At 71.1% G+C, this 1669-nt stretch carries 2 protein-coding genes; both read left to right on the top strand.

Features of this window, described 5'->3' with window-relative positions; translation table 11 throughout:
- On the top strand, nt 1-642 hold a 642-nt coding region (locus G6024_RS04965; RefSeq protein WP_235027759.1), incomplete at its 5' end, for a nuclease-related domain-containing protein.
- A 487-nt stretch (nt 643-1129) separates the two neighbouring features.
- On the top strand, nt 1130-1669 hold a 540-nt coding region (locus G6024_RS04960; protein WP_159148204.1), incomplete at its 3' end, for a 3-deoxy-7-phosphoheptulonate synthase.

The following is a 1669-nucleotide window of genomic DNA, read 5'->3' as shown; positions in this document are numbered from 1 at the left end:
CCGGCCGGGCCAGCCGGCTGGCACGACCTCGCGGATGTGCGGGCCGGGGCTGCAGCGCGTGAGCGGGCGCTGGCCGAGCGCGAGGCGCAGGGGCTGATGCGTCACCTGTTCGCCCGGATGATCGACGCGAAGACGGACGAGCGGGCATGGCGGATCGGCGCCGACGGCGAGGAGGCCGTCGCCGAGCAGCTCAACAGGCTCGGCGCGGAGTGGAGAGTGCTCCATGCCGTTCGCGTCGGCGAGCGTGGTGCGGATATCGACCACGTGGTGATCGGCCCGGGTGGCGTGTTCACCGTGAATTCGAAGAACCACCCGAAGGCATCGGTGTGGGTCGGCGGAGACACCGTCATGGTGAACGGTCGACGAGTCCCCTATGTCCGCAACAGCAGGTTCGAGGCGAAACGGGCGTCCCGAATGCTCGCGGAGCACGTCGGGTTCCCGGTGCCGGTGATCGGGTTGATCGCGGTCGTGGGCGCGCGACGAGGCTTCACGGTGAAGGCCCAGCCTGCAGACGGCGCGCTAGCCGTGGTCCCGCGACGGGGGATCGGCCGATTCCTCAAGGCTCAACCGCATCGCCTGGGCTTGCGTGAGATCGATGCGATCCACGAGGTGGCAAGGCGAGCACACACCTGGCAACGCTGACGCCAGGTAGGCACCAGCTTTATCCAGTCGCGTTGTGCCGTGCCCTGGTGGGCCCCCGTGTGGACGGTTCCGTAGCCGCCCCTCGCGACGGCGCCTGGCCTGCGCAGCGGTGCACGCCAGACGCCATGGCGGCGTGCGGCTGTGCCCTGGTCGAGCAGGCGCGCGAGCAAGGCGCCAGGCGCGGGAGCGGCTGTCGGGGGTGGGGCTGCGGGGCGACTCCGGCAGACCCGGGCCCGTCTGGTACGGTGTCAGCCATGTCGATCGCTCGCGCATATTGGCGCTTTATGTGGGCTCCGGGTGGAGCCCGCGCCGCGAGCGCACGCGTCCGCTAGACGGACGTCTCGACACCCGGAGCCCAGAGGCGGTGACCACCATGGTCGCCGCCTTCCGCCTTTCCAGACGGCGGATCCGGGTGCGACAGGCACAGGGCACCGAAGAGGATCACGGCACCCGGCCCGCCACGACCCATCGCCAGGAGTGCACAGCCGTGACCGTCACCGCCGAGAACCCCACCCAGACCGCCGACAGGCGAGTCCTGTCCTACTCCCCGCTGCCGACGCCGACCGAGATCCTCGGCGATCTCCCTCTGGGCGAGGCCCGCGAGGCGCTGGTCGAACGCAGCCGCGCCGAGGTCGCCGACGTGCTCGCCGGGCGCGACGACCGCCTGCTCGTGGTCGTCGGCCCCTGCTCCGTCCATGACACCGAGGCGGCCCTCGACTACGCGGCGCGACTCGCCGCGCTCGCGGAGGAGACGGCCGAGGACCTGCTGATCGTCATGCGCGTGTACTTCGAGAAGCCGCGCACCACCGTCGGGTGGAAGGGCCTCATCAACGACCCCGCGCTCGACGGCAGCTACGACATCCCGCGCGGTCTGCGCACCGCCCGCACGCTGTTGCTCGACGTGCTCGACCTGGGTCTGCCCGTGGGAACCGAGTTCCTCGAACCGACCAGCCCGCAGTACATCGCCGACGCCGTCTCGTGGGGCGCGATCGGCGCGCGCACCACCGAGAGCCAGGTGCACCGTCAG

It is taken from the genome of Dietzia maris, assembly GCF_014144855.1.
In the GTDB taxonomy this organism is placed as follows: Bacteria; Actinomycetota; Actinomycetes; order Mycobacteriales; family Mycobacteriaceae; genus Dietzia; species Dietzia kunjamensis.
This window is presented reverse-complemented; position numbering and strand designations above follow the sequence as displayed.